This window comes from uncultured Porphyromonas sp., assembly GCF_938023125.1.
Classification (GTDB): domain Bacteria; phylum Bacteroidota; class Bacteroidia; order Bacteroidales; family Porphyromonadaceae; genus Porphyromonas.
The window spans coordinates 51,471-75,507 of sequence record NZ_CALHDW010000007.1 but is presented as its reverse complement, the minus strand read 5'-3'; the positions used below and the strand labels follow the sequence as shown (position 1 = coordinate 75,507).

The following is a 24,037-nucleotide window of genomic DNA, read 5'->3' as shown; positions in this document are numbered from 1 at the left end:
CAATGAAGAATATCCGCAATTTTTGCATTATCGCCCATATCGACCATGGTAAAAGCACCTTGGCAGACCGTCTTCTGGAGTACACCAAGACCGTCTCTGGCAAGGATCTTCAAGCTCAAGTACTCGATAATATGGACTTGGAACGCGAGAGGGGTATCACCATCAAGAGCCATGCCATACAAATGGAATACGAAGAGGGCGGAGAAAAATACATCCTCAATTTGATAGATACTCCGGGACATGTGGACTTTAGTTACGAGGTCTCCAGATCTATCGCAGCCTGCGAAGGTGCTCTCTTGGTAGTGGATGCGACACAGGGTATTCAGGCACAAACCATCTCCAACCTATACATGGCGATAGAGAACGACCTGACCATCATTCCTATCATCAATAAGTGCGACCTTGCGAGTGCAACTCCCGAAGAAGTGGAAGATCAGATCGTAGACCTGCTAGGCGAATCTGCCGAAAACATCATACGAGCAAGTGGTAAGACCGGCATGGGAGTTGAGGCTATTCTTCATGCCATTGTAGAGCAAGTCCCCCCTCCAAAGGGAGACCCGGAAGCTCCCCTTCAATGCCTTGTTTTCGACTCCGTTTTCAATCCTTTCCGAGGGATTATTGCCTACTACAAGGTGGTTAATGGCTCTATCAAAACGGGAGATAAGGTGAAATTTATCGCCACGGGTATGGAGTATGAGGCCGACGAAGTAGGTGTACTCAAATTGGATATGGCCCCCCGCAAAGAGGTAAAAACAGGCGATGTGGGCTACATTATCTCGGGGATAAAAACGAGTAAAGAGGTGCGAGTGGGCGATACCATTACCCATATAGCGCGCCCCGCTCTAGAGGCTATTGAGGGATTCGAAGAGGTGAAACCGATGGTATTTGCCGGGGTATACCCCATCGAGACAGAAGAATTCGAAAACCTTCGTACCTCTCTCGAGAAATTGCAACTCAACGATGCCTCCCTCACATTTACGCCCGAGAGCTCGGTAGCCTTGGGCTTCGGATTCCGATGCGGCTTCCTAGGGCTGCTCCACATGGAGATTGTACAAGACCGATTGGATCGCGAGTTTGGCATGAACGTGATAACCACGGTCCCCAACGTTTCTTACAAAGTGTACGACAAAAAGGGGGCTATGAGCGAAGTGCACAACCCTTCCGGCCTACCGGATCCCACTCTCATCGATCATATCGACGAGCCCTATATCCGTGCCACTATCATCACGCAAGCGGCCTATATTGGCCCTATCATCTCCCTCTGTATGGATAAGCGGGGGATCCTCATCAAGCAGGAGTTTATATCGGGGAATCGAGTAGAAGTGCTCTTTGATATGCCTCTAGGCGAGATCGTTATCGACTTCTATGACAAACTAAAAAGTATCTCTAGAGGATATGCCTCTTTTGACTATCATATCAGCGACTTCCGCCCATCCAAACTCGTTAAGTTGGATATATTGCTGAACGGAGAACCCGTTGATGCCCTCTCTACCCTAACCCATATAGACAACAGTGTATCCTTCGGGCGGAGGATGTGCGAAAAGCTCAAAGAACTTATCCCTCGTCAGCAATTCGATATTGCCATCCAAGCTGCAATTGGTGCAAAAATCATTGCACGAGAGACAATCAAAGCCGTGCGTAAAGACGTGACTGCCAAGTGCTATGGAGGAGATATCTCACGTAAGAGAAAACTTCTGGAAAAGCAGAAAGAGGGAAAGAAACGTATGAAACAGATCGGTACGGTAGAGGTGCCCCAGAAGGCATTCCTAGCTGTACTCAAACTCGACTAAACCTATAAAAAATAGGGGCGGAGGATCCGATATGGCAAAAAACGACACAAAAGGGAAAAAGAGTAAGGCACCTGCCAACCAAAGTGCAGTAACGGCACTTGATGGGCATGTACCCCCTCAGGCGATAGAGCTCGAGCGTGCTGTACTAGGCGCAATACTACTGCAACCCGGAGTTATGGGCGAAGTGGCAATGATTCTTAAGCCGGAGAGCTTTTATATGAGATCGCACGAAACTATTTTCAGGGTGATCTGGGAGCTCGAAGCGAATCAGAAGCCGATTGATATGCTCACCGTTACGGAGGAGCTTCGTCGTACAGATCAACTCGAAGAAGTAGGCGGAGCGGCCTACATTGCCAACCTGACAACAAGCGTAGGGGCCACTGCCAACGTACTCTACCATGCCCATATCGTTGCCGGCAAATCCACGAGCCGCAATTTGATTTCCTTTGCCTCCGAAGTGCTTACCAAGGCATATGAAGACTCTATTGAGTCTGAAGTGCAGATGCAAGAAGCCGAGGCCGCCCTCTTCGAGCTCTCAAAACAGAATATCCAGCAAGACATCCGCCGAGCCGACTCTCTCCTAGAGGAGACCATATCGGAGATACAAGAGGCCCGAAATGTTGGGGATGGTATTAGTGGTATATCCTCCGGGTTCCCGGCAATAGATAAGATGACGGCAGGATGGCAGAAGTCCGATCTTATTATTGTTGCAGCACGTCCTGCCATGGGTAAAACGGCATTTGTCTTGTCAATGGCCAAGAATATGGCTATCGACATGAGCATACCGGTAGCTATATTCAACCTCGAAATGAGTGCGAAACAGCTTATAAAGCGTCTCATCAGTAACGTATGTGAGATACCGGGAGAGAAGCTAAAGAATGGTCAACTTGAGGCCTATGAATGGACGCAACTTAGTACCAAGCTACGTGAGATCCAAGACAAACCGCTCTATATAGACGACACCCCGAGCCTCTCTGTTTTCGAGTTTCGTACCAAGGCACGCAGATTAGTCAAAGAGCAAAAGGTAGAACTTATTATCATTGACTACCTGCAGCTGATGAATGCCCAAGGGATGAACTTTGGTAACCGAGAGCAAGAAGTAAGTACAATATCCCGCTCTCTCAAGGTCCTAGCCAAGGAGCTAGACATCCCCATTATAGCCCTCTCCCAGCTCAACCGAACCCTCGAAACACGACAGGGGGACTCTAATAGTAAGAGACCTCAACTCTCAGACCTTCGTGAGTCCGGAGCCATTGAGCAAGATGCCGACATGGTATGTTTTATCCATCGTCCCGAGGTGTACAACATCAAGGTTAACCCCGAAGACAACACATCGACCCAAGGGATGGGCTTCTTCATTATCTCTAAACATCGTAATGGCCCTATCGGAGATGTAAAACTCATATTCCGTGGCGAATACACCAAGTTCGCCCCCTACGATAGTGTTAACTTCGTCACCATCGATAGTGGTATCGGAGGCAACTTCTCTCCCATCCCTCTTGATGGGAATTCCGTTCCATTCTAATACTTATCCATGCATCCAGACGCAACGGTATTACAGGGTAAGACAGCTTTATTTTTCACCTTAGGGTGTAAACTAAACTTTGCAGAGACCTCTACCATAGGTCGGCAATTGCGAGAGTTGGGAGTCGTATTGAGTACAGAGGGTACCTCTGCCGATATATGCATTATCAACACTTGCAGTGTAACGAGTGCAGCCGACCGCAAAGATCGGACCCTCATCCATCGAGTAGTTAGGGAGAACCCCCATGCAGCCATAGTGGTTATGGGGTGTTACGCCCAGCTAAAGGGGGAAGAAATTCTCAATATCCCAGGGGTAAATATAGTAGTAGGGGCTGGTAGAAAAAGCGAAGTCGTAGAGCACCTCATCACCTTTTTCTCCGGAGAAGGAGTTACCTCCACCCATAAGCACCACTACGCAGGTGAGCGGATTCATCTCCACCGCTTCGAAGAAGGCTGTAGCAGCGACGACAGAACTCGGCACTTCCTCAAGGTTCAAGATGGTTGCAACTACGGCTGCACCTATTGCACCATCCCCAAGGCTAGAGGGGCAAGCCGCAATGGTAGCATTGCCTCTTTGGTGGCTCAAGCCGAAAAAGTAGCTCGGGAGGATGGGAAAGAGATTGTGCTTACCGGAGTCAATATTGGAGATTTCGGTCGCTCTACGGGCGAACGATTTGTAGACTTGGTGCGGGCTTTGGATCAGGTAGATGGCATAGAGCGCTACCGCATTAGCTCTCTAGAGCCCGATCTGCTCTCCGATGAGTTGCTCGAAGTTGTAGCCCAATCGAGAAGCTTCATGCCCCATTGGCACCTGCCGCTACAGAGTGGCAGCGATACCGTACTTGCCTTGATGAAAAGACGCTATCGCTCTCAGCTTTTTGCTGATCGCCTCAATCGTATCAAAGAGGTTATGCCGGATGCCTTTATCGGGGTGGATGTAATTGTAGGGATGAGAGGCGAAACCCCGGAGTTTTTTAGGGAGAGTCTCGCCTTCCTCGAGGGGCAACCGGTAACACAACTCCATGTATTTAGTTATAGTGAACGTAGTGGTACACCTGCACTTTCCATCCCTCTCGTAGTCTCTCCCGAAGAGAAAAAAGAACGTAGCAAAGCCCTTATCGATCTATCTAATCGTAAGCTAAGCCTTTTCTATAGGGAGCATGAGGGAGAGAGCCGGCCCGTCCTTTGGGAGCACTCATGTGTAGATGGCAAGATGTATGGTTTTACTGATAATTATATCCGACTAGAGCACGAATTCTGCCCCGATATTGCTCTATCAGGAGCTATCACACAAGCCACAATTGGAACGGAAAAAGAGCCGGGTGTAGCCCTTTGCACCCTAGAATAAAAAGATATGAGCTCGGCACCTCTTATCACCGTAGGGATCCTCAATTGGAATGGGAGCCATCTGCTCCGTAAGTTCCTCCCCGATGTTGTACGTTTTACTCCTTGTGATAAGGCCTGCATTGTGATCATCGACAATGGTTCTACAGACGACTCCATTGAGGTGGTAGAGAGGGAATTCCCCACTGTAAAGCTCCTCAGATTCTCCGAAAACTACGGATTCGCCAAAGGGTACAATCTAGCGCTAGCAGAGTGTGAGACCCCCTATTATTGTTTGCTTAATAGTGATGTAGCCGTAACGGAGGGGTGGCTAGAAGCTCCCCTTGCCATGCTTGAGGCCAATGCACGTCTTGCCGCAGTACAACCCAAAATACGGAGCTTTCACCATCCCGCCCAGTTTGAGTATGCAGGGGCCGCAGGAGGCTTTATAGATCACCTGGGGTATCCATTCTGTCGGGGGCGGATATTCGACACCATAGAGGAGGACAAAGGGCAATACGATACTGAGGCCTCTATCTTTTGGGCTTCGGGAGCCACTCTGTTTGTTCGCCGTGATGCTTACCTCGAGGTGGGCGGGTTAGATGAACGATTCTTTGCCCATATGGAAGAGATTGATCTCTGCTGGCGCTACCACCGTAATGGGTATGAGGTGAGATATACGCCCAACAGTACGATATATCATTTGGGTGGAGCCACTCTCAGCTCCAGCAATGCTCGCAAAGTATATCTCAACTTTCGCAACAACCTTCTGATGCTCTACAAAAACCTCCCTAGAGTGGAGGCTAAGAGGCTTCTCCCCAAACGTATGCTGCTGGATGGACTATCGGCCGGGATGTATCTAGCCAAGGGAAAGGCCCGCTTTGTGTGGGCTATCTACAGAGCCCATAGAGACTTCAAGAAGATGAAACGGCACTACACTCCCCCTCTTACCCCACCAGTGCAGCCAATGGGCCTATATCCACACTCTATTGTCTGGCAATACTTCTTCTCAGGCAAACGGTATTTCTCCGATCTAAAGCCCTAAAAGGGGCAAATTCAACACTACAGTAGAAAGCGTATCTCACTACTTTTGGGGATAGCTTTTACTTGTATAGTATACTCGGCTAGGCTATCTTTGCATTGTATTACTAATTGATTGTAAGAAGCATGTCACTACGCATAACACAATTCTACTCGGCAGATACGCTCATGAGCGATCTTATTTGTGAACGATACGAGCTCCTGCTCGTTATTACTCGCTTTGGTATTCCCCTCGGGTTTGGGGACAAGACTATACGGGAGGTTTGTGAGCAAAATAATGTACATGTAGAGACACTGATTGCTGTGGTCAATACCATTGTATCTCGCAATACCAAGCCAAGCCAAGAGCTACTTGCCTCGCTTTCGCCTATGGCTTTGGTAGACTTCTTAAAGCGTTCTCACCATTATTTCTTAGACTACCGCCTACCTAAACTCTTGGTACACCTCCGTCGTGCCATAGAGGGAGGGCCCGAAGAGATTGTTTTTCTTATCAATAAATTCTTCGATCAATACGTAACCGAGGTACACAAGCATATGGGATATGAGGATAAAAACGTGTTTCCTTATGTGCGTGCTCTGGTGGATGGAACTCAAAAACAAGGCTCAGGATCCTACAATATCGACATATTCTCTCGCCGGCACGATAAGGTAGAGGCTCGTATTGGAGAGCTTAAGAACATCTTGATTAAGTACTTCCCCGATGGGAGCGGCTACGAGCTAACAAGTGTGCTACATGAGCTATTCTCTGCCGAAGACGACCTCGCCACGCACAACTTTGTCGAAGACTTCCTTTTTGTTCCTCTCATCCGTTCGATGGAGCTGAAGCAACACGCATAATCCCCACAAACCCTTATAGGACTAAAGTCTGATTCTTAGAGGAAATAAAATTTGAGATGATACAAAGCGTACATAAACTACTCATCGTAGAGCCCAATCCGGTAATTGCTTTGGGGATAGAGGCTGTGATCAAGCGCTCGAATAAGTTCAGAACGCAGATTGCATTTGATATTGATGTAGAGAGCATTATCTCTAGCATTCATTTCTTTACTCCCGATATTATCTTGATGAATCCCATCATAATGGGGGTACACTTAGACGAACGATTCTTAAACGTAGCACACGCCAAGATCTTGGCGCTTACGACCGGGCCCGTTGACCCCTCCCTGCTTTATAGCTACGATGCGACTATCAATATTGGAGACTCTGCTGAATCCATCCTGCAAAACCTCCTCTCCATTGTTAGCCAAGCCGAAAACGAAGAGATGGATCTAGACAGTGAACGCCTACTCTCACCAAGAGAAAAAGACGTGGTAGCTTACGTGGCAAAGGGGCTTACCAACAAGGAAATTTCCACCAAGCTCTCCATCTCTATTCACACCGTAATTACCCACAGACGCAATATTGCCAAGAAGCTTAAGATCCATAGCCCTAGCGGACTCACGATATATGCCATCGTCAATAAGCTTGTAAATATCGACGAAATTCATACCTAGTAATAGGGGTACATTTTCCAAAAGGTCTCCCCAGAGAGTGTTCTCATCCCCCCGAATACTCTCTGGGGATTCTTATAAAAAGGACTCTTCTCACACACAAAATAACGGGCAAGTCGTTAGCAATAGCGCTCAAGGTCTTGCTTTTCTAGTTCCATGATTTATTTATCTCGATTTTATTTTTACCTTTGCATCAAAGATTGGTGAGATGGGAACCATACCCATCACGCCCCTCCTCCGCCAAAGGCCTCTAGACCTTTGGCGGTTGTATCTTATGGGGGCATGCATTACTTCATATCTGCTCTCTAGTTAAATTTGTAGTCAATAATAGATGCTAGCTCCCTTTGTGCGCAGCAGTGGCTCTCCCCTCTGTCCCATAATAAAGAGGCTCAAGACAAGCAGATTCGGTATACACCCTTTAGTATCTGTCATAAGAATGTCATCTGCTCTTTTCCTTTTATTTCCAGCCTTAATCCATATAAAAAGGGGCTCCTCACAAGAGAAGCCCCCACCTTATAATCCCCAAAGGGTCTCTATTTTAGAGATAAAGTATTTAGTCGTCGATCTCCTCTTCTAAGAGTTCTCCCGTATAGGAGAATTTCAAATCGTACCTTCCAGCTTCTACCTTATACACATTCTTATCGAGTTCCACGTCAGAAACAAAAGCTAGAAGCTTCTTATTCGCAAGATAGGTTATAGCAGGAGCTGGCAAGAAAGCACGCAATGCACTTTCGGGGATAAACAAACGCCAATCCTCGTCTCCCTCAATCTCTACCAACGTATCGGGGGTTCTGTACTCAAGTTTGTAACCTTCGTTATAACCCTTTTGGAGGTAGAACTTATGGTGCAAAGCACCATTTTCTCGTTCTGTGTTGGTACGAACGATCCGATAACCAGGGAAGTGAGCATTCACAAAACTCAGTGCAGCCCTTGTTATAGTCTCATCTACATTTACAACCGGATCTTTTGGCTCATTATTGCCGATTAGGTTTCCACGTTTGTCGAAGAAGTACTTAGCATCCTCCACGGTTTCTACCTTAAAACCATAAGATTTACGCTCAATCTCCTCTACCAAAAGACGATTCTTCTCGATATATTCAGCAATTCTTCTAGGGAAGTAGCGCAATCTCATGATTACCTCCAGGGGGATATGGCCATTCTCGGCCTCAATATCCGTCCAGATACCATTCATATCAAACTCGATTTCGAGAATCGTAGCTGCCGTTCTCATCTTAGACAGCAAACGAGATTCGAAAAGAGAACCTCTGTCTGTGAGAAACGCAAACTTAACAGAAGAGGCTACGTCATAGCCCTTAATGGCATCAAGGGTCGTTCTAGCCTCAGATGGCAATAGATCTGTGCTCACAGGAGTTGTTGGGACGGAATCGCTATCCAACCCTCGTCTACCGCAGCTAACCAATCCAATCATCCCTATCAAAAGGGAGAAAAACAAGACTTTCCTCATAGCTTCTTTCTTTTTGATTTATACTTGTATTTAGTCATCTATACGTACAAACTTGAGGTTCGAATCGAACGTCAATTCCAACCCATTAGAGAGCTCCACTTGGTAGCCCCCTCTCCTACGCTTCTCTATCTGCTTAATGGAGGTACCAGAGAAATTCTTGGCTACATAGCTAGAGATAGCATTAGGAACAATCTTTTGGGGGACTACTCCATGCTCAGCATCAACCTCTTTCCAATTGCCTTTCCCGTCAAACTCTATGCGAGTAGCATTCTCCAATATCACTTCGTAGCTCTTACCAATTAGGTCATTATCGAGAGTCACTAAAGAGACTTTCGATGTAAAATTCGCTTTCACAAACTGCTGAGCCACTTTGGGCAATTGTGCAAAGGAGATCGGTTTATCATCATCCTTCATCGAAGTCAGTGACAACATTAGCGTTAGGCTCACAACCGAAAAGAGCGCAAATACAATCTTCTTCATCTTCATTCTCATTAAATCAATACTAATACTAAGGGACACACTCTGTCCTTATTCCCACTAAACGTAGGCGGAAGGAATTAGTTCAAACCGCTCTTAGGATAGTGGCATTTATCAAAAATCGCCTTGAGAAAAAAAGGGATAAAAATAATACCCTCCCATCAATCTCACGGCAAACATAATACAAAACCTACAAATGGCACACATTTCATCTAGATATAACACACTGATTATAAGGATGAAAACTAGTGAAAATAAAGGAATATATCCCCACTCTACACTCCCCTCCTCTATCCACATTCAATACTCTGTCCCCGTTCTAGAGAATCAATCCTAAAGGAAGATCTCAAGCAAAGGAAAGTGAATCCTCCCTTGCCCCTCTCTTTGCCCTTTTACCGCCCCGCCCTCCATATTTCAGGCCCCCGGTACAAGGCCTCTAAAAAACAGCTAAAACCCCGACAAATACTAGCTAAAATGCACTTCCTTACCAGGTGAGAATTATTTTTATTTTGGGTAAAAGAGCTTCGGGTTTCTAACCTAAAAACTTTTCAAATCCAGCCAGAGAATGACTCAATAGAATCCAACTTACCCTTTTAGAGTCATTTATGAGGATTAGAGAGATAGGGATAAAAGACTTTACAGCCCCCTAAAACCAAGATTATAGGAAGGAAAAAGAGACTATATAGCAGCACTTTATTTACAATTCTGTTGCAAAAAAAGACTATCTTTGTATCAGCATGAATTTGTAAAAACAGATCGAGTATGGAACCAAATATACCCCAAGTACCACGAGACGACGAGGAATCAAGTTTTAGACCGACCCCGCCTCCCATTAGGCCTGCAACACCCCCTATTAGGCCCGTAACTCCTCCCTCATATGGAACTCCACAGCAAACAATTATCATTCGGCATGAGGAACAAAAGACAAACGGAGTAGGTACAGCAGGGTTTGTTCTAGCCACAATCAGCCTAATCCTTTGCTGGATCCCTGTTGTGAATGTCATCCTGTGGATCTTAGGTGTAATACTCTCTGCCGTAGGTATGGCAAAGAAGCCCAAGGGACTTGCTATCGCCGGTTTGTGCATATCCTTTGTCGATCTTATCATATCGATCATATTCTTTGGTATTTTTGCCGCAGTACTAGCAGCCTCGTAAATTCATCACGAGTAAATAGTAAGAAGGGGATGCGCTCCAATAATCTGGAGTTCATCCCCTTGTTTTATTCAGGCGAATAGGACAACTACCGGGCAAGAAGCTAGCAGAATGGGATATGTACAAATTGCCATATTGTTGTACTCTATGTCAGCTCTCTGTATACGAACTTGAATCGAGATTAAAACGACAGAACGGATTCAAGGGGACAGTCAATGGAACGCCATTGACGAGATTATACTAGGAACAGAAGATAGTCGGTTATATAAAGTGAAAGTCAACTATCGAAGTAGTGAGCTTTCTGAGCGTGGGGCGGGCTCTCCGAAAGAGCTTAACGACACCCTCGCACTGCGAAGATAAGATAAACTCGAAATAAACAAGCAATGGAACTAGACAAGCAAGATCTTGACGCATTAGCTAACGGACCTACTGGTCATTATTGCAAGAGGAGCTAACGAGGCTCCTATACACAGCGAGGGAGGGATTGTACAAGTCCCATCACCAAGAAGATGAATAGATATTTAGGTGATGAACAAATGTACATCTATATAGGGGGAAAATAATAGCGCACTATTTCTAGTGCGCTATTGGGAGCGACGAACGGCGGGGCAAAAGCCCGATCTTACCACCGTACCTCACACCACGAAGGTAACAATAAACTCGAAATAAACAAGCAGTGGAACTAGACAAGCAAGATCTTGACGCGCTAGCGCCCCTCTTGTCATCATGCAAGAGGGGACAGAATAGGCATCATACGCACGGAAAATGGAGTAAGGCAATAAACCATCCATACCCCCTCCCACGATAAGGCAAACAAAAGGACATAAAAAAACTCCTGCTCTACTGGAGTGAGAGCAGGAGCTATAGAAATGATTTATCTCCCTAAAGAAAGGGAAACAAGATTATTCTCTAGATACTCTTAAGCTGCGATTGCTGCTGCAAGTTCGGGAGTAGCACCGAAGATCAAGATAGCAACGAGAAGGGCAAGAATAGCGTAAAGCTCGGGGAATACGGCCATCACCATAGTTGCACCGAATACGTTGTCACCACCACCAATCGTCTTAATACCATTAGCACAAACTTGAGCCTGACGAATAGCAGAGAGAAGACCTACAACACCAAGGGTAAGACCTGCTCCAAAGATAGCCCATGCAGCGATAATGTTGAGGCCGGCACCGAGTTGTTGTACAAGACCAAGAGCCATAAAGAAACCAACGAAGCCGTAAAGACCCTGTGAGCTAGGAAGAGCTGAAAGAGCAATGTACGAACCCATTGCATCGGGATTCTTCTTCATAGCACCAACGGTAGCGTTACCGCAAATAGTTACACCAATTGCCGAGCCAATACCAGTGAGGGCCACCATGAGGGCAATTCCTAAGTAGGTTAGAACGTTAATCATACTTTGAACTGTAATTAATTGATTGAGTTATTTGATTTTTCTATTATTGATTACTTGAAAGGAGTGTATTGACGCCCCCCACCTTCAAACTCTGCATTCTTGTAGAATTCAACAAATGTAAGACGTAGAGGGTGCACCAAAGAGCTAATCATACACAGCCCAAAATTGAGACCATGACCAAATAGCAAAATGATTGCCATTACCACAAAATTGAGACCTACAGGGAGCCCTCCGCCCACTTGTACGGCAAGGTTATTAAACACCCCACCCAAGATACCACCGGTCAAACCGATAGCAAACAGACGAATATACGAGAGCGTATCCCCTAGAAGTCCGGAAGCATTGTTGTAGGTTGCCCATAAACCGGAACCAAAATTGAGGAAGATATTCTTGCCCGGTGTATTGTAGAACAAAGCAATAACAAAGGCGAGAGCAGCAATCCCCAAGAGGACTTTTGATGCCATAGCAAGCATGGGATTACCTTCTCCTAACTTCATTGCTACAAGCCCAAGACCTCCTAAGAGGATCAAGGCAGCCCAGCAATAAGTGGCCAAACCATACTTAAATCCCTTCTGTACTTGCGTCTTATAGCCGGCAATAAACTTACCGAATACAATCTGAACAAGCCCCAGCACAACGGACAAATACATCATTGTGTTCTGGTTGAGGATGTAGGTATCGGGCACAGAGCCGAGTATCGTACCACCGGTCCAAGGCATTACCATACCAAAGACAGTTCCCATAAGAGAACCTACGATGGCTGTGGTTCCACCTAGCCACATAAGCATACTGCACACAGACTTTACGCTGTCCTCTTTAGCTTTTACCTTAGCAACGGTAGCTCCTATCAAAAGCAAGAGTCCATACCCACCGTCTCCAAAACAAAGAGCAAAGAAGAGCATAAAGAAGGGAGCAAACAACGACGTAATGTCCAATTCGCCATAGTTAGGGAGCGAATACATCTTCGTTATCATCTCGAAAAGACGAGCATAACGATTGTTTTTGAGCTTTACGGGTACGTTGTCATTAGCCTCGATCTCTACCTGCTCGTAGTAGCAAGGTACACCATCTAGAGCGGGAGCAATTTTGTCTGCCACTCTCTCGGGGACCCAGCCCTCCAATACCATAAGGGTATCGTTGGCCTCGGGTTCAGCCTGCAAGAGGGCATTAGCGAAATCAAAATCGCGCTCGATGAATTGATCATATCCATCCAGTTCGCCCAAGCGAGTATCAGCAAATTCAACGATCCTATTATGGGCCTCTTCTGCTTCCTGCTGTAGGGTTCCTAACTTTCTCTGCATCTCATCCATGGATGCCGTTGGGGCCTTTACCTCTTCGGCTTCGGGGCGAGCGTCGCCACTTTGCCCAATCGTAACAAAGTAGGCTTGAGCACGAAAATCATTAACCTTAATGGCGCGATACTCATCAATCCATTCCTCCTTGAACTGCTGCGAAGCCACTACATAGAAGTGTAGCTTGTAGCCCGCATTCTCAAGTTTTTTCATCAGATCGAGGTCATACTCACCCCAAATACTCCAATAGTCGATCTCTCGTTGTTGAGCGGTAATCTGACTAGCAAGATCCCGTTCCTTCTCCAAGAGTTCTTCTATTTCAGACTGCACAGCCACTCCTTGCTCCTCAGATTGAGGGAGGATCATAGAAACCTCTGGAGCATCTTTGGATCGCAATGATTTTACACGACGACGCAGGTCTGCCAAGTCTTTACGCTTAGTGAGGAGGGCTTGTAGGTTATCGAACTGCTTAGGGCTCTTAGTTTCCTTGATATGTACCACACCAAGCTCACGAAGACTCTGCAAAAAGCCTTCATACTCTCTGTGGTATATCAAGAAAAGATACTTCTGCATTTTTTCAATCATAGCAGTGCCTCCTTTTCTTTGCGTTCGCGTTCTTCAATATTGGCTCGCATGATCTTCTGGGACGATTTAGAGAGACTCTCTTCATCTTCAAGGTATCGCTTAATCTTACGAATAGCATCCTTATACCCAGGGATCTGCACCTTCTCAAAAAGATTTACCTTCTGAGTGGTCTTCTTACGAGCATACTCCAAGAATTCTAGTTTGAGGCCAAGGAACTCAGCTTCTATACCAGTAGTAGCAAGCACCTTGAGCAACTCTAGTCCCTCAGAGAACCACGAAGGAGAATTGAACAAACTAAATGGCTTCACCTCAAAGTCTATCTTATCCAAGACCGGCACTATAACACCGGCAATCTTCTTGGTAGACAACTTCACATCCTTCACAGATATAAGCTCCGGATTAAACTCATTCCAAAGCCCTACCATGTGCTGATAACTAGAGATGCCATCTTCTAACTTTTGTTCCAATTTCACCACTTCGTCTTTCGTCTTCTTCACCTCAAGACGGAGAGCACTCTCCTTACTTTTGATCGTAGGGAGCGTGCGCACTCGCATCTTCAGCTGCTTCTCTTGCTGATGGAGCGAAGTTTTGTTGTATTGAAACTTAATAGCCATGACTCTTATCTATCAGGCTTTTTTCTCACCAACCCAATACTTCTCTACAAGAGATTGCTTAATGTTTACTTCTGCAGGAGTAAAGTGCTCTCCAAAAAGTTTCCAAGCAATATCAAGCATTTCTGTCGTATCCACGTTTACGTCAATAGCGAGCAATTGACGAGAGTAATCGTCTGCAAAAGCAAGAGAACGATTATCGTAGTCGGTAAGGTCGAAACCGTTCTCCATCTTCGTTTGTGCATTGGCAGCATCGGAGAATAGACGTACAGCGGCATTCATCACCTGAGGATGGTCATCGCGAGTCTTCTTACCGATTACAAGCTGCTTCAAGCGAGAGAGAGAGCGGAATGGGTCGATAATAACTTTACCCACATTGCTATCCTTACGGAGATAGAGCTGCCCCTCGGTGATGTACCCGGTATTATCGGGCACAGCGTGGGTAATATCGCCACCACTCAACGTTGTAACGGCAATGATGGTGATAGACCCTCCATCGGGGAATTGTACCGCCTTTTCGTAGATCTTAGCAAGGTCTGAATAAATCGAACCCGGCATAGAGTCCTTCGAAGGAATCTGGTCCATACGATTTGATACGATAGCCAAAGCATCCGCATAGTTGGTCATGTCCGTAAGGAGCACGAGCACCTTTTCGTTCTTTTCTACCGCAAAATATTCTGCTGCTGTAAGAGCCATATCTGGGATAAGCAGACGCTCTACAGAGGGGTCTTCGGTTGTATTGATGAAGCTAACAATACGATCGAGAGCACCAGCATTGCTAAAAGTGTTCTTGAAGAAGAGGTAGTCGTCATTGGTCATCCCCATCCCTCCAAGAATAATCTTATCACTCTTGGCACGCATGGCCACCATAGCCATTACTTCGTTAAAGGGTTGGTCCGGATCCGCAAAGAATGGAATCTTTTGTCCGGTTACGAGGGTATTATTGAGGTCGATACCTGCAATACCGGTTGCAATCAACTCAGAAGGTTGCTTACGACGTACGGGGTTTACAGAAGGTCCACCAATTTCCACTTCACGCCCTTCGGGCTGCGCTCCTCCATCGATAGGAAGACCATAAGCATTGAAGAAGCGTCCTACAAGCTGATCGCTCACCTTGAGCGTAGGAGCCTTGCCGAGGAATACAACCTCTGCATTGGTAGGAATACCTTCAGTACCCTCGAATACCTGGAGGGTAACTTCGTTGCCAACGATTTTTACGACCTGAGCCATTCGTCCATGGATCAAAGCCAACTCGTCATTACCAACCCCTGTAGCACTTAGCATACAAGTTGCCTTGGTAACGTTCGAGATCTTGGTATATATCTTTTTAAAAGCTTGTGTTGCCATATTAATTTTCTCTATACGAGGTCTCTCTTTCCCTGGAGATTACTTGCCACCTTTGGCAATCATCTCTTCGCATTGTGCCAAGTACTTCTTAAAGTCATCGCTCTCAAACTCTGAGTAGTTCATCTGCTTGAGGACGTTGATAAGGCCCTTAAAGAACGCCGTTACCTGATTGAAATCTTCAAACTCAAACTCGGTATGGCAGATCTTTGCTACAAGATCCAACATGTACTTTTGGCGAGCAAGAGGAGAGTTACAATCGATATCGTCGAAAGCATCTTGCTGAAGGATTACAAAGTCAATAAGCTCAGCTTTCCAGAATGTAACGTGATACTCTACAGGTACCCCATCGTCCCCTAAGATGTTGATCTGCTCAGAAATTTCCTTACCACGCTGCAAACGCATCTTTAGCTCATTTACTTTTTCGAGCCAATCGGGTGCAATGTGTTGCGAGATGTACTCTTTGAACTCAGGATATTCGAGATACTTAGAATAACTATCAATAGGATTAACGGCCGGATAACGCTTACGGTCGGCACGTTCTTGCTCTAGAGCGTAGAAGCATCGAGCTACCTTCTTGGTATTTTCTGTAACAGGCTCCTTAAGGTTCCCCCCTGCAGGAGATACAGTACCAATGAAGGTTACAGAACCGGTTTTGCCATTTTTGAGATAAACGAACCCGGAGCGAGCGTAGAAGTTGGCCACGATAGCCGAAAGGTCCATCGGGAAAGCATCAGGTCCTGGGAGCTCTTCTAGACGGTTTGACATCTCACGAAGAGCTTGTGCCCAACGAGAAGTAGAGTCCGCCATGAGGAGAACACGAAGACCCATTGTACGATAATATTCAGCAATAGTCATTGCCGTGTATACAGATGCTTCACGAGCCGCAACAGGCATGTTTGAGGTATTAGCAATAATGATCGTACGCTCCATGAGCTTACGTCCGGTGTGAGCATCTACAAGTTCGGGGAACTCGGCAAAGATTTCCACAACCTCATTTGCACGCTCACCACAAGCTGCCATAATTACGATATCTGCCTCAGCTTGCTTAGAAATAGCATGCTGCAACACTGTCTTACCTGTTCCAAAAGGTCCAGGGATAAAGCCCGTACCACCCTCTACGATAGGATTGAGTGTATCGAGCGTACGTACTCCGGTTTCGAGCAACTTAAATGGACGGGGCTTCTCTGCATAGCAAGGAATGGCTTTCTTTACAGGCCATTTCTGAATCATTGTAACAGAGTGCTTTTCGCCATTCTTATCCTCAAGTACTGCGATTTCTTCATCAGCACGATACTTGCCGGCAGGCTTGAGGCTTACAACTTTGTACTGCCCCTCGAAAACAAAGGGAACCATTATCTTGTGGGGTTGGTAGTTTTCATCAACCTCACCAAGCCAACCACCGGCCTCTACAATATCACCTACCTGAGCGAGAGGTTTATACTCCCACAATTTATCTTGCTCTAGAGGATAGGTGTATGTACCACGTTGTAGGAAAACCCCATCCATCTTATCGAGGTCATTTTGCAGACCATCAAAGTTCTTGGAAAGGAGGCCGGGACCGAGTGTTACCTCCAACATGTGACCTGCAAACTCAGCCACATCCCCTACCTTCATACCACGAGTACTCTCAAACACCTGCACAAACACCTTGGCACCGATGATCTTGATCACCTCACTCATCAGGCGAGTTCCACCCACCGTGATAAAGCAAATTTCGTTTTGAGAGACTGGTCCATCTACCTCAACGGTCACAAGGTTGGACACAATCCCCTTAACAACTCCTTTTGTCATGGATATATTATTTCTTTTGATTTCTCTTGAACTCGTTGAGAGAGTCGTTGCTCTCCTTCTTGAGTGTTGCTACGATGGAACGGAATGTTTCTTCGCCCGTCTTCTCATTGAGCTCCGTCCAGCGCTCTATGATACGTAGCTGTAGATAGTATGCCAAGATGGTCTCAACATTGAACGTACGATCGAAGACACGCTCCTCTAACCAATTCCATTTGAGGACATCCAACATACGCTCCCGACGAGTAATGTCAGTCTCATTTTGCACTGAAGTAAGAGTAGCGATGTACTCCATCTCCTCTTCGGAGAGACCAAAATTGGTAGCTGTTGACGTCTTTAATTTACGCTCTACCTCGGAGTCTCCCACGATATAATCTTTGGGATCCCAACCTAGGTTGCGACTTGTAAAGGCTGCAAAGACATTCCTTATATCAAGATTAAGACGTGACCACTCTGCCACAAACTGATTTTTGGCAGGGAGGGCAAACTTGGTATAATAGTAATCGGCAAGTTTATCTTCGAGGCGAAGGGGCCACATACGCACCTCTTCCTCATCGTCTTGTACATCGTCGTCCTCACCCTTCTCTACCACAAAATCCTTAAGAAAATCTATGATATAAGCAGGGAAATGATGCTTAGGAAGCTTTGTACCCTTCTTGAGAGCATCCATCACTGAGGCAACCTCTTCGTAAGAGAATAGCTGAGGTTGCTCATTTGCCTCCACTGCTTTCTCCGAAGATTCGAGGTAATCGATAAGGAATCGATTCTCACGTTCCCAGCGAAGCACTTCCAGAAGCTTAAAATCGCCTGAGGTAAGCACTTCTCTAAGCTCCTCTACGAAGAGCTCCGAAGAAAAGGGGAGTTTTCTATCGTCTACACCAATATTCGGCAAACCCGATATTGTGGCATAATACTTTGCCATGGTGCGCTTAGAATAACATTTCCACAAGACGAGGACGCAAGAAGCTCTGGAAGAAAGACTTTAGTTCTTCTTCTCCGAACTGAATCTTGTACGATCCATCTGCGGGTTTTAGAACAAAATTGGTTGCCGTACCTGCTACTTCATTAATAGTAACTCCCTTATTGAGAAGCTCCTTAGCATTTGAGGCGAAATACTCTTCTAACCCCTTGGCATCGGCTGTTTCAATTACAACATCGTTTCCAGGAGTCCAATTTTCAACAATCTTGCGAATAACTTCGCGCATAAAGTTGGGATCTTCAGCAGCTGCTTTTACGTTGCCTTGGGCAAGCTTGTCGGTAATACAATTTGCCACAGAAGCCTTCAAGGCATCTAGAGTTTGAGCAGCATAGAGTTTGAGTTCTGCCTCAACATTCTTTTTGAGTTCATCAGATCTCTTCTCAGCATCACGGATGATTCTCTCAGCTTCCGCCTTAGCTTGGTTGAGCATTTCGTCGCTTTTGCTCTGGGCATCAGCCACGAGTCTATCAGCTTCTAGCTTCCCTTTTTCAACCCCTTCGTTGAAAATCTTGTCAGTTAGTTCCCGGATCTTAGCATCCATATCTTATCTATGTTATAATTTGTATTCCCTTTTTCATAGAAAACTACAACTCCCCTTGCTCTCCAAAACAGCAACAGGAGCTATACCCTCTATACTCCGCACAAAGATACAACAAAAGCTTGATTTATAGGCCGATTTGGGTAGTATCCCAACAAAGGCCTACAGATCAAGCTTGACAAATAGAAACAGAGAGCATCTATTTTACATACTTAATGTAATCTTCATACCCCTGCGTCTTCATTTCCTCCAGCGGAACAAAGCGCAAAGCTGCACTATTGATACAATAGCGTTCTCCGCCCAATTCTTTCGGACCATCTTCAAAGACGTGTCCGAGATGGCTCCCCGAAGATTTACTTCGCACCTCTACGCGCACCATTCCATGCGACGTATCTGTACGCTCCACCAGGAGCTTATCATCTATGGGACGTGAGAAAGCCGGCCACCCACAGCCACTCTCGAACTTATCTGTAGATACGAACAGAGGTGTCCCATCCACCACATCTACATAAATACCCTTAGCATAATGGTTGTAATACTCATTTTGGAAAGGAGGCTCTGTCCCCTGCTCCTGAGTCACTTTGTACTGCATAGGAGTTAGCTTACGACGCAACTCGTCCTTATCCACATAGCGCTGAGCATGCGCTCTTGCTATTTTATCTTTTCCTATATGGCAATACCCTGCTGGATGCTTCTTTAGGTAATCTTGATGGTAAGCCTCGGCAGGATAAAAATTCTTTAGAGGGATGCACTCTACAACAATAGGCTTAGGATATTTTTTTGCAAGACCTTGAAGCATCTCCTTTGCCACCACTTCATCCTGAGCATCCGTATAATAAATACCTGTTCGATACTGGCGCCCAACGTCATGCCCTTGGCGATTGAGGATGGTAGGATCAATCACATCGAAATATAATCCTAGGATAAACTTCAGTGGAACTACCGAAGCATCGTACTTAATTTGGAGAGTCTCCGCATAATCGGTATCTACATCTTCATATTTTGGATTGGGACGAGTGCTATTGGCATAGCCAACAGTGGTCTCAACCACACCTTGCACCCCATCAAAATAGCTCTGCATACCCCAAAAGCATCCTCCTGCCAAATAGATTGTCTTTACATTCTCCTTGGAGGAGGATGGAGCTGGCGCCTCTGTTACAAATTGATTTACGGCGGTCATTTTGCTTATTGTTTAATTGTCACTTTCTACTCACAAAACGAATAACAACTTGTGATGGTTCACCATCAAAACAGCAAAATAAGAATGGATTTCTGCCACACAAAAGAGATTGCCTTCTCTCTAAGGAGAAAAGGAAAGGGAGGACTTGATCACCTCAAATCCCCCCCCTCCTTCTTTTATTCGCAGACCTTACTGTCTGCGCTTATGCCACGAACTAAATTAGTCGAGCTTGTGAACTACGATACCGGAACGGAGCTTAGGCTCAAACCAAGTTGTCTTGGGAGGCATAATGTTCCCCGTATCAGCAATATCCATAATTTGCTTCATAGTAACAGGATAAAGAGCCAAAGCAACCTTCATCTCGCCGCTATCAACACGCTTCTTTAGCTCGCCGAGGCCACGGATACCACCAACAAAGTCGATTCGCTTATCCGAACGCAAATCCTTGATACCCAAGATCTCATCCAAGATTAGATTAGAAGAGATGGTAACATCCAATACCCCGATAGGGTCGTTGTCGTTATATGTACCGGGCTTTGCTGTGAGCGAATACCATGCACCACCAAGGTACAGAGCAAAATTATGCAACTTAGCAGGCTTGTAAATGTCGGCCCCCTTCTTCTCTACGATGAAGTTCTTTTCCAAAGCCTTTAGGAAGTCAGCTTCGCTCAAACCATTAAGATCTTTCACAACTCGGTTGTAATCGATAACTGTCAATTGGTTGGCGGGGAAGCAAACAGCCATGAAGTAGTTATACTCTTCGTCTCCCTTGTGATTGGGGTTATTCTTTGCCTTCTCAGCACCTACGAGGGCAGCAGCTGCCGAACGGTGGTGCCCATCGGCAATATAAAGAGCTTCGAATCCTGCGAAAATCTCTGTAATACGCTTGATGTCGGCTTCTTGATCGATGATCCAGAACTTATGACCAAAGCCATCAATATCAGCTACAAAATCGTAGATGGGAGCAGCATTGGTGTAACGAGCCACGATGGCGTCAAGTTCTGCATTATCAGGATAAGCGAAGAAAACGGGTTCGAGGTTAGCGTTATTTACACGAACGTGCTTCATACGATCCTCTTCTTTATCTCTACGAGTAAGCTCATGCTTCTTGATTACACCATTCATATAATCTTCTACCCATGCACCTACTACCAAACCATATTGGGTCTTACCATTCATGGTTTGAGCGTATACATAGTAGTTTTCTTTGGCGTCTTCAACAAGCCATCCCTTCTGTTGGAAGAGATCGAAGTTCTCACGAGCCTTGGTATAAACACGTTCATCATGCTCATCCGTACCTTCGGGAAAGTCGATTTCGGGCTTGATAATATGATAAAGAGACATCTCATTTCCTTTTGCTTCAGCACGAGCTTCTTCGCTGCTGAGGACGTCATAAGGACGAGAAGATACCTTCTCTACGAGGTTAACGGGAGGACGAAGTCCCTTGAAAGGTTTAATTCTAGCCATACTATATATTCAAAGAAAAAATCGAAATAAGGGGAGACATGGTATCTCTACAATAAAAACCCATGTGCTCCCCCACTCTGTCTGTCGATCTTTTTGTGTTCTAATGCTACAAAAAAGAAATTACTTGTTTACACGGAACTTTTCCACACCATTGGCTATAAAGTCAACGATTTGGTTAGCAGCTGCAATACCTGCATTGTTGTTAGCTTCGCCGGTCTGTGCACCCATCTTTTTGGGAGTAGAGAAGTAACGATCGCCAAGAGCAGCTACCATAGCTTCGTGGTTAGCGGGCATAATGTCCGTGAGATAGCGAAGGTCTGTACGCTCTGTAAGAGCCTTTAGTACGCCCTCTTCGTCAATAATCTCCTTACGAGCAGAATTGATGAGAACGGCATCCTTAGGCATCTTCATGAGAAGATCGTAGTTGATAGACTTAATCGTCTCCGGAGTTGCAGGGGCGTGGAGAGAAATTACATCGCAAGTAGCGAACAATTCGGGTACGGTAGCAATAGGAGTTGCACCCGATTCCTTGATAGCTTCTGCAGGCACAAAAGCATCGTAAGCAAAGATTTCCATACCAAAGCCCTTGGCGATACGAGCCACATTGCGACCCACATTACCATAAGCCAAGATACCCATCTTTTTATCCTTTAGCTCACTACCCGACTTGCCATTGAACTGATTACGAGCGTTGAATACGAGAAGACCCATCACAAGCTCAGCCACAGCATTTGAGTTCTGACCGGGAGTATTCATTACACACACGTTGTGCGCAGTTGCCTCTGCAAGGTCTACATTGTCATAACCGGCACCTGCACGCACTACAATCTTGAGATTCTTTGCGGCATCAAATACTTCCTTATCAATTTTATCACTACGGATAATGATAGCATCTACATCGGCAACAGCTGCGAGGAGCTGGCTCTTTTCGGTATACTTTTCTAGCAACACAGTTTCGAAACCTGCCTTGCTTACAATATCCTTAATCGCTGCAACAGCGGGAGCAGCAAAAGGCTTTTCTGTGGCAATAAGAACCTTTGTCATAACAATATATTAGGATTAAAAAGAAGTGCTCTGCTCACTAGACGAAACCTCTAGAAGAACTAGAAGCATCTAGAGAGCCAGAGCACTAAGATGTGATTAATTAGTGTTTGCTTTCGAACTCCTTCATGGCGTCAACGAGAGCCTTCACGCTATCCATTTCGAGAGCGTTGTAGAGGCTTGCACGGAAACCACCTACCGAGCGGTGACCCTTGATACCCACCATACCGCGTTCAGCAGCGAAGGCAGCAAAGTCTGCTTCGAGTTCTTTGTATTCATCGTTCATCACGAAGCAAACGTTCATGATAGAGCGGTCTTCGGTAGCTACAGTACCACGGAATAGTTTGTTGCGGTCGATTTCATTGTAGAGGAGCTCAGCCTTGTCGAGATTGCGCTTTTCGAGTACCTTGAGACCACCCAACTCCTTGTACCACTTAAGGGTTTGGAGGGCAACATAGATGGGGAATACAGGAGGAGTATTGAACATAGACTCCTTCTTGATGTGGGTGTTGTAGTCGAGCATTGTGGGGATAGGACGCTCGAAACGACCAAGTGCATCCTTCTTAACAATCACGAAAGTAACACCGGCAGGAGCCAAGTTCTTTTGTGCACCACCATAGATAAGATCGTACTTGCTGATATCTACAGGACGGCTGAAAATATCGCTAGACATATCGCATACCAAGCGAGCCTTGCAGTCGAAGTCCTTGCGGATTTCACTACCGTAGATAGTATTATTAGAGGTGTAGTGGAAGTAGTCCACATCTTCGGGGATAACGAAATTCTTGGGGATGTAGGTAAAGTTCTTGTCTTCGCTAGAAGCCAAAACTTCTACTTCACCACCAAATACCTTAGATACATATCCGGCTTGCTTGATAGCATTTGTAGCCCACGTACCCGTGTTGATATAGGCAGCCTTCTTGTACATAAGGTTAAGAGGCACCATATAGAATTGGAGGCTTGCACCACCACCGAGGAAGATAACTTCGTATCCTTCGGGGATATCGAGAAGTTCCTTGAAGAGCTGAACAGCTTCTTCGATCACAGCGGTAAACTCTTTACCACGGTGCGATACTTCAAGTACAGAAAGACCTGTACCTGCAAAATTCATTACTGCATCAGCAGCATTCTTGATAACCCCTTGATTTAGAATTGAGGGTCCGGCATAAAAATTGTGCTTTTTCATCACCGCAACTGTTTTTATTGATTACTAATATTAGTCTATTCCTATTATCATACGGAACCGAGGCTTGGGATGTTACACACCCCCCAACCTCTAAGCACCTACAAAGGTAAACTAAACATTTGAATAAAGCCAAATACACCCTAATACATCCCTTTTTCTTCACGAAGAGGAGTCCAAAGGAAGCATTCGGGATGCTGCCTGAAAAGAAAAACTTTCTTGCCCTGCGACAAAAAAAATCTTGGGCAAAAGAAAAAACTTTTCTAGGTAGTTTCCGGGGACAAAACCAACTGATTTCCCCCTGCCCTACTGCCCAAGATATTTTATCACTTTGGGGTGCGCCTGGAATCTCGACACAATACAGG

Annotated in this window: 20 protein-coding genes; 7 read left to right on the top strand and 13 right to left on the bottom strand. The window is 45.7% G+C overall.

Features of this window, described 5'->3' with window-relative positions; all coding sequences use genetic code 11:
* Positions 1–2 precede the first annotated feature (2 nt).
* The 6 genes from lepA (at position 3) to Q0090_RS02220 (ending at position 7,171) form a co-directional block, all read left to right on the top strand.
* On the top strand, positions 3–1,790 hold the full coding sequence (gene lepA, locus Q0090_RS02245; protein WP_297947029.1) for a translation elongation factor 4: 1,788 nt from the start codon (positions 3–5) through the stop codon (positions 1,788–1,790).
* 31 nt (positions 1,791–1,821) lie between these two features.
* On the top strand, positions 1,822–3,315 hold the full coding sequence (gene dnaB / locus Q0090_RS02240) for a replicative DNA helicase (protein WP_297947027.1): 1,494 nt from the start codon (positions 1,822–1,824) through the stop codon (positions 3,313–3,315).
* 9 nt (positions 3,316–3,324) lie between these two features.
* Positions 3,325–4,662: a tRNA (N(6)-L-threonylcarbamoyladenosine(37)-C(2))-methylthiotransferase MtaB gene (gene mtaB / locus Q0090_RS02235; protein ID WP_297947025.1), complete on the top strand. Its 1,338-nt coding sequence runs from the start codon at positions 3,325–3,327 to the stop codon at positions 4,660–4,662.
* Positions 4,663–4,668: 6 nt separating this feature from the next.
* Positions 4,669–5,682: a glycosyltransferase family 2 protein gene (locus Q0090_RS02230; RefSeq protein WP_297947023.1), complete on the top strand. Its 1,014-nt coding sequence runs from the start codon at positions 4,669–4,671 to the stop codon at positions 5,680–5,682.
* Between the two features lie 122 nt (positions 5,683–5,804).
* Complete coding sequence (locus tag Q0090_RS02225) at positions 5,805–6,515, top strand: hemerythrin domain-containing protein (protein ID WP_297947021.1); 711 nt, start codon at positions 5,805–5,807, stop codon at positions 6,513–6,515.
* Between the two features lie 56 nt (positions 6,516–6,571).
* A complete protein-coding gene (locus Q0090_RS02220; RefSeq protein WP_297947019.1) occupies positions 6,572–7,171 on the top strand; it encodes a LuxR C-terminal-related transcriptional regulator in 600 nt (199 codons plus the stop codon).
* Positions 7,172–7,721: 550 nt separating this feature from the next.
* Here the strand turns inward: Q0090_RS02220 and Q0090_RS02215 are convergent.
* Both Q0090_RS02215 and Q0090_RS02210 read right to left on the bottom strand, forming a co-directional pair.
* On the bottom strand, positions 7,722–8,597 hold the full coding sequence (locus tag Q0090_RS02215) for a PepSY-like domain-containing protein (protein WP_297947017.1): 876 nt from the start codon (positions 8,595–8,597) through the stop codon (positions 7,722–7,724).
* Between the two features lie 66 nt (positions 8,598–8,663).
* Positions 8,664–9,113: a PepSY-like domain-containing protein gene (locus Q0090_RS02210; protein ID WP_297947016.1), complete on the bottom strand. Its 450-nt coding sequence runs from the start codon at positions 9,111–9,113 to the stop codon at positions 8,664–8,666.
* A gap of 759 nt (positions 9,114–9,872) precedes the next feature.
* Between Q0090_RS02210 and Q0090_RS02205 the strand changes: the two genes are divergently transcribed.
* The gene (locus Q0090_RS02205) at positions 9,873–10,265 is read left to right on the top strand and encodes a hypothetical protein (protein ID WP_297947014.1); all 393 of its coding nucleotides are present in this window, start codon (positions 9,873–9,875) and stop codon (positions 10,263–10,265) included.
* Positions 10,266–11,181: 916 nt separating this feature from the next.
* Here Q0090_RS02205 and Q0090_RS02200 read toward each other — a convergent pair.
* The 11 genes from Q0090_RS02200 to serC form a co-directional block, all read right to left on the bottom strand.
* Entirely contained in the window at positions 11,182–11,661 is a 480-nt protein-coding gene (locus tag Q0090_RS02200; protein ID WP_297947013.1) for an ATPase, read from the bottom strand.
* 50 nt (positions 11,662–11,711) lie between these two features.
* On the bottom strand, positions 11,712–13,538 hold the full coding sequence (locus tag Q0090_RS02195) for a V-type ATPase 116kDa subunit family protein (RefSeq protein WP_297947012.1): 1,827 nt from the start codon (positions 13,536–13,538) through the stop codon (positions 11,712–11,714).
* The gene (locus Q0090_RS02190; protein WP_004334374.1) at positions 13,535–14,152 is read right to left on the bottom strand and encodes a V-type ATP synthase subunit D; all 618 of its coding nucleotides are present in this window, start codon (positions 14,150–14,152) and stop codon (positions 13,535–13,537) included. The genes Q0090_RS02195 and Q0090_RS02190 overlap by 4 nt, the downstream gene beginning before the upstream one ends.
* Before the next feature lie 12 nt (positions 14,153–14,164).
* Positions 14,165–15,496 (bottom strand): V-type ATP synthase subunit B, encoded by a 1,332-nt coding sequence (locus Q0090_RS02185; RefSeq protein WP_297947009.1) that lies wholly within the window; start codon positions 15,494–15,496, stop codon positions 14,165–14,167.
* Between the two features lie 39 nt (positions 15,497–15,535).
* On the bottom strand, positions 15,536–17,287 hold the full coding sequence (locus Q0090_RS02180) for a V-type ATP synthase subunit A (RefSeq protein WP_297947007.1): 1,752 nt from the start codon (positions 17,285–17,287) through the stop codon (positions 15,536–15,538).
* Positions 17,288–17,294: 7 nt separating this feature from the next.
* Entirely contained in the window at positions 17,295–18,206 is a 912-nt protein-coding gene (locus tag Q0090_RS02175) for a DUF2764 family protein (RefSeq protein ID WP_297947005.1), read from the bottom strand.
* 7 nt (positions 18,207–18,213) lie between these two features.
* The gene (locus Q0090_RS02170) at positions 18,214–18,804 is read right to left on the bottom strand and encodes a hypothetical protein (RefSeq protein WP_297947003.1); all 591 of its coding nucleotides are present in this window, start codon (positions 18,802–18,804) and stop codon (positions 18,214–18,216) included.
* Between the two features lie 196 nt (positions 18,805–19,000).
* Positions 19,001–19,981 (bottom strand): peptide-methionine (R)-S-oxide reductase MsrB, encoded by a 981-nt coding sequence (gene msrB / locus Q0090_RS02165; RefSeq protein WP_297947001.1) that lies wholly within the window; start codon positions 19,979–19,981, stop codon positions 19,001–19,003.
* A gap of 219 nt (positions 19,982–20,200) precedes the next feature.
* Positions 20,201–21,448 carry a DUF1015 domain-containing protein gene (locus Q0090_RS02160; RefSeq protein WP_297946999.1) on the bottom strand — a complete coding sequence of 416 codons (1,248 nt, stop codon included), beginning with the start codon at positions 21,446–21,448 and terminating at the stop codon, positions 20,201–20,203.
* A 120-nt stretch (positions 21,449–21,568) separates the two neighbouring features.
* Complete coding sequence (locus Q0090_RS02155; RefSeq protein WP_297946997.1) at positions 21,569–22,492, bottom strand: NAD(P)-dependent oxidoreductase; 924 nt, start codon at positions 22,490–22,492, stop codon at positions 21,569–21,571.
* Between the two features lie 100 nt (positions 22,493–22,592).
* On the bottom strand, positions 22,593–23,675 hold the full coding sequence (serC, locus tag Q0090_RS02150) for a 3-phosphoserine/phosphohydroxythreonine transaminase (RefSeq protein WP_297946995.1): 1,083 nt from the start codon (positions 23,673–23,675) through the stop codon (positions 22,593–22,595).
* Between the last annotated feature and the right edge of the window lie 362 nt (positions 23,676–24,037).